The organism is Staphylococcus borealis (genome assembly GCF_001224225.1).
Classification (GTDB): domain Bacteria; phylum Bacillota; class Bacilli; order Staphylococcales; family Staphylococcaceae; genus Staphylococcus; species Staphylococcus borealis.
Window position 1 is genome coordinate 1 of the sequence record NZ_CUEE01000020.1, and the last position, 5,065, is coordinate 5,065.

Annotated in this window: 6 protein-coding genes and 2 pseudogenes; 2 read left to right on the top strand and 6 right to left on the bottom strand. The window is 32.1% G+C overall.

The features are described from left to right. Nucleotides 1–236, bottom strand: a pseudogene (locus AK212_RS12735) (IS6 family transposase); the annotation flags it as partial. Between the two features lie 426 nt (nucleotides 237–662). After that, entirely contained in the window at nucleotides 663–842 is a 180-nt protein-coding gene (locus AK212_RS12740; RefSeq protein WP_053028217.1) for a hypothetical protein, read from the bottom strand. Nucleotides 843–1,097: 255 nt separating this feature from the next. Between AK212_RS12740 and AK212_RS12745 the strand changes: the two genes are divergently transcribed. Then, complete coding sequence (locus AK212_RS12745; RefSeq protein ID WP_053028216.1) at nucleotides 1,098–1,412, top strand: hypothetical protein; 315 nt, start codon at nucleotides 1,098–1,100, stop codon at nucleotides 1,410–1,412. Nucleotides 1,413–1,651: 239 nt separating this feature from the next. Here the strand turns inward: AK212_RS12745 and AK212_RS12750 are convergent, their stop codons facing one another. From AK212_RS12750 to AK212_RS12765, 4 genes are all read right to left on the bottom strand, one after another. Further along, complete coding sequence (locus AK212_RS12750; protein WP_012818146.1) at nucleotides 1,652–2,176, bottom strand: mobilization protein; 525 nt, start codon at nucleotides 2,174–2,176, stop codon at nucleotides 1,652–1,654. Next, nucleotides 2,160–3,167, bottom strand: coding sequence for a relaxase/mobilization nuclease domain-containing protein (locus tag AK212_RS12755; protein WP_053031532.1), 1,008 nt, complete (start codon nucleotides 3,165–3,167; stop codon nucleotides 2,160–2,162). The genes AK212_RS12750 and AK212_RS12755 overlap by 17 nt, the downstream gene beginning before the upstream one ends. Continuing rightward, the gene (locus AK212_RS12760; RefSeq protein WP_053031534.1) at nucleotides 3,149–3,532 is read right to left on the bottom strand and encodes a plasmid mobilization protein; all 384 of its coding nucleotides are present in this window, start codon (nucleotides 3,530–3,532) and stop codon (nucleotides 3,149–3,151) included. Before AK212_RS12760 ends, AK212_RS12755 begins: the two co-directional genes overlap by 19 nt. A 257-nt stretch (nucleotides 3,533–3,789) precedes the next feature. Continuing rightward, nucleotides 3,790–4,653 carry a trypsin-like serine peptidase gene (locus AK212_RS12765; RefSeq protein WP_053031536.1) on the bottom strand — a complete coding sequence of 288 codons (864 nt, stop codon included), beginning with the start codon at nucleotides 4,651–4,653 and terminating at the stop codon, nucleotides 3,790–3,792. 67 nt (nucleotides 4,654–4,720) lie between these two features. Between AK212_RS12765 and AK212_RS12770 the strand changes: the two are divergent. Next, nucleotides 4,721–5,065 (top strand): annotated as a pseudogene (locus tag AK212_RS12770) (hypothetical protein); the annotation flags it as partial.

A 5,065-nucleotide genomic window follows, 5' to 3' on the forward strand; every position in this document is an offset into this window, starting at 1 on the left:
TACGTCTCATCAATACGCCATTTGTAATAAGCTTTTTTATGCTTTTTCTTCCAAATTTGATATAAAATTGGGGCATATTCTTGAACTCAACGGTAGATCGTTGAATGATGAACGTTTACACCACGTTCTCTTAATATTTCAGATATATCACGATAGCTCAATGCATATCTTAGATAGTAGCCAACGGCTACAGTGATAACATCCTTGTTAAATTGTTTATATCTGAAATAGTTCATACAGAAGACTCCTTTTTGTTAAAATTATATTATAAATTCAACTTTGCAACAGAACCCAAAAAGTTGCCTTTAGCATCTCAAATCCATTGTCGCTCTAAGGATCATAAGGTGCCTAAAAAGGTTTTAAAAAGATTTATAAAAAGATATTAAAAAGTTCGGGGCATTTTGCCCCTCACAAATTCAAAAGACAAAAAGGAAAGCAACCACTTTTGTGGTTGCTTTTTTATTTATAAAAATCATTAAGTTATTACCCTTTAATGCATTATTCCAATTGCTTTATTGACATTGAGCCTCTGAACCCTTAATAAACCCTAAAACTGTCGACTCGTCGGTTTTATAGCTCACGCTATACCGACATTCGTTTAAACAGTTTAATTAAGGGTTCTTCTCAATGCACAATAAATTTTCTCGGCATAATAGCTTGTTCTACCTCTTTTTATTCTTTTTTAATACAAAATCGAGTAGTGTCATAAAAAGTGCAAAAAATAATGCAGTAACCAAGTTCAAATATACATGAAAATCAATTGCTGGTATTACTAAATCAAGTAAAGATTTTAAAATAAAAAACAAAACAAAAAAGTATATAAAATATAAAAAGATTTTCAAAACAAAACCACCTCTCCGAAAAAATCTATCACACTAAATCTCAAAGTTTAAAATATCTTTATTTGCAATTTTAAGGCACTTTTTAGAGCATTTAAGGGTAATTTATACAAATTTATTACCTAAAACTATTTAACGGCTCTTAAAACGCAAATATGAGCCAAGTATGAATAGTTTTCTAAAATATTACTGAAAACCTATCGCAAAAGATGATACTATCTACTCAAATAAATAATTCTATTTCTAGGAATGATTTGTATGTTAGAAAAAATAAAAAATATCGAACCAGAGCAATCAGTCGGAATTATATTATTAGCAATAATTTTAAGTTTTACTTTTATGGATTTACGTTTTGTTATACCTGCAGGATTGATTGTTATAGCAACTTTAATCATTTCTTTATACAAAATATTTACAGACTGGCGTTGGGCTTTAAAATTTTTAGGTTACATAGTTTATGCAGTTGTCGGAATAATTCTTATTATACTTTTTGGAATGACATTGCTCTTGATTGTCCCTTTAGCTTTGTTATTCTTTATAGCTTTTTTGACATCGAGAAAAGACCGATTTTAGATTTTTACTTTATTGCCGTTGAGCCGCGGAACCCTTAACAAACCCAAAACTTGTCGAATGGTCGGCATAATAGCGTGTATTACTTTTTGTTTTTCTTTTCTGAATAAGGTAAATAAAAGATGACGAATAGAGCACATGCAATCGCTATAAAAGAACCTATAAAAACCAAATAATCTCCTCCTTTTTTAGCTTTATACAGTGTCTTTACGTATAAATATATATTTAACCTAAAAAATAGATTAAAGTCGCTCATACGCCTTAAAAATGGCATATATGAGTAAACTAAATAAGATGTAAGGCACAAAATAAAACATCACGATCAGATATCGCCATGGTGAATGACCTGTTTTTAAGACGTGGTTAATCCAGTCATAAAAATGTTGTACGCCTAATAAGTCGCCTAATGGACTTAAGACTACAAAAGTAATCATTACTAAGGCAACGATGAAAAACATCGCTGTAATCCCTTTAGTTAAACGATTGAACGCTTGATCATATTGTTTTATTGACGTTTCGTTCGTTGCGATGCGCTCATCAAGCGTTTTTTTATAGTCATCATGTGCTTTTTGTAGGTCTGATTGATGATTTTGAAACTCTTTAACTAGATTTTGTGTTTGTGATTTCACATCTTCTAATTCTTGTTGGATTGCTGATTGAAAATCTTGTTTTAAATTATCGTTATTAATACGTTCCACATAGTGTTTTGCAACGCTAATAAATCTTTTTTGGGTTTTTTCTGTGGCTTGATTAAAGTTCAAGGCCATGGTCTCTATCGTTGTCAATAATTGTTCGTGACGCTTGTTCCGCTCGTTCTCTCTCTTCTCGATCTCTTCGAGCCTTTTCATCAGCAAGTCTTGCTGACTCTGCAGCTTGTCGGCGACGCTCAAGCTCATTTGTGTCTTGGGCGAATTTATCCCAATCTGATTGAGTGACGCCTGTATCTCGTTGAGTTGGTTCATCACGGTTTGAAGTTGGTCGTTTTGGCTGGATGTCGTTGTCATATTCTCGTTCTTGCTGTTGTCGTTGTATTTGTCTTTCAAAGCCATCTTCTATACCCCCTTTGTTATAATCTTCACCTAATCGACGGCCACGGACTTTTTTATCTTCAGCTAGATGTCGATAGGTAATACTCTTAGGTGTAACTCGTGCAATTTCAATGCCATATTGACTTAAATGGTCTTTAAATTCGTCCATATTTGTGGCTGTTGATTGGTCGATTGCTTCACGTATTTCATCTTTCCATGAATATTGGGCGGTTGATTTTGTATTAGGGTCAGCAATCGCTTTTTCTGTTTGTGTATAACGTAAGCGTGCTGTATCTTTTTCTGGCACGCTTAAGCCATGTTCACGACATACGTCGTCATTAAAGTTTCTTAAATCATGTAAGGCTTGCTTGTTGTTATTGAACTTTTTACCTGTTTCAAGATTAACGGCATTAATCACAATATGATTATGTATGTGATCAGTATCACAATGCGTATAAACAGCCACTTGATGATTGGTTGCGAATTTTTCAGCTAATGCTAAGCCTAGTTGATTACATTGTTCTGGGGTTACTTCGCCTGGTTTGAATGACTGAATAATGACATGGCCTTCATTACCCCCTGTTTTACCATAGAGTTCACGTGTGGCTTTAAAACTACTTTTGGCATAGTCTATGTCGCAGTTTAAGCCACTTTTTTCTTCAGCCCGTTTTTCAGCGTAATTGATGGCACGTGACGTTGATTTCGTCGCACTTAATTTAGTTGTTGCCATATGTCATCCAACCTTTCACGTAATTCACTGATATTACGTTCTAATGCGCTATAATTTGGTGCGTCATATTGATGTTGATGACAATATTTCGCAATTTGATTAGCATTCGCCCCTAATCGACTTAAATCTTTCGCAATCGATTGTCGCGTTTCTTTATCAAATTTAGGTGCGACCAATCGACTGCCTTGTGCCTTTTTCTTAACGAAAGCAGGCACACTCATATTTAAAGTTTCAGCCGACTGCTTTAACTTTAAATATTCGGATTCGCTCACACGAAAACTAATTTGTTTCGGCTCCTTACGGTTGGGTTTATGGTTTTGCCCAACAGTTTCGTCGCTAGCCACAAAATGTTTTTGTTCGCTCATACATCCCACCACGCTTTCTATGAAAGATATTACTTAATATAAATTTAGATTATATGATAATCTAAATTTCATCAAGTAATATAGTGGTTTGGCAAGCATTGGCTTTGCTAGCCACATACGTGGTAGCGTCGCCTGCTTGTTGGGGATAATCCCCAAGCCCCTTAAGATTTTTTCTACGAAAAAATAAGTGGCTAATTACTAGCCACTTAGAATGAAAATTATTGTATTTATTAAATTTTCATTAATCAATTATAATATCAATAACTATTATCTAATATTTCTTTTCTAACATAATCTGTAAAACTAAATACATATGCCAATTCATTTTTAGCTCTCACTGTAGCATTGGCATTTGTATTATTCATGCCCCCAGAATTAATTCCTACAACTTCATTATTAGAATTTAATATAGGAGATCCAGAGTTCCCCATTCGTATAATCATTTTTGAGTAAAATTGAGGATCATCACTATTAACTTTTAACAAATAAAAACCATCAGATTTATACATTTTATACCTAGGATCATTGATAAAGTCATTACCTAAATATTCTTTTGCAGGATAACCATATGTAGTAATCTTGTCTCTTAATTTCATATCTTTTATATTTTGTTCATTAGCTATTTTTAAGGGTGTGACTTTATCAGTTACTTTTTCATTAGTATGAACAACAGCTACATCTACTCCTTTTATCATTTTTATATCTTTAATAGTGAAAGAATAAGGGATATTGTTTGCATTTCTTGAAGGCATAAATTTTAAATTTGATGGGCTTTCTGGGTCATACGTTGCTTTATTGACAACACCAAATCCTTTTTCTACTACATGATTATTGGTTAGTAGTGTGTGATCATCTATAACAAAAGCAGTCCCATAAACTTTATTTTTTGTATTGGATAGTATTCCAACACCAGAAATATTAGTATTAATTTTATCTAATCTAGTAAAACTTAATTCGTTATTATTTATTTGTTGGACCAACTCTTGCGCTTCCATAATACCAGCACTTCTTTCATTAACAGTTCTATTTAAATAAGATTCTGCATTTGAAGTATTGGAAAATGTTAAAGAAATAATCAAAACAAACAAGAAAACAGAAAAGCATTTAGCAATTTTAACCATCAATTTCACTCCTTTAATTTTTATTATATACTAACTTTGAATACTAAAAGAGCATAGGTGAAAATAAATGGATTTATTTATAAGTAAAATGAATGAAGTAGCAAAAAATATAGGAATGTTAAACTCAAATTTTAAAAATCCGTCAGGATTAACTAAAAAAGGACAACTATCAACAAGTTACGATTTATCACTGCTGTTATTACAAGCAAGTTTAAATCCAATTATCGTTAAAATTTGGAAAAAAGAGAAACATATAGTAAGAATATTAGGAGATAATGCAAGAAAATCGGAAATTAAAAGTACTGTATATAATAAAAGTTTAAATAATTATTATGATATTTTAGGTGGAAAGACAGGTACTGTAGGTTTTATAAAAAATTTAAGTGTCCTGTTATATGCTAAAGATGAGATA

Coding starts and splice junctions, on each gene's coding strand:
- AK212_RS12745 (WP_053028216.1), top strand. CDS start 1,098: ATGTTAGAAAAAATAAAAAATATCGAACCAGAGCAATCAGTCGGAATT.
- AK212_RS12750 (WP_012818146.1), bottom strand. CDS start 2,176: ATGGCCTTGAACTTTAATCAAGCCACAGAAAAAACCCAAAAAAGATTT.
- AK212_RS12755 (WP_053031532.1), bottom strand. CDS start 3,167: ATGGCAACAACTAAATTAAGTGCGACGAAATCAACGTCACGTGCCATC.
- AK212_RS12760 (WP_053031534.1), bottom strand. CDS start 3,532: ATGAGCGAACAAAAACATTTTGTGGCTAGCGACGAAACTGTTGGGCAA.
- AK212_RS12765 (WP_053031536.1), bottom strand. CDS start 4,653: ATGGTTAAAATTGCTAAATGCTTTTCTGTTTTCTTGTTTGTTTTGATT.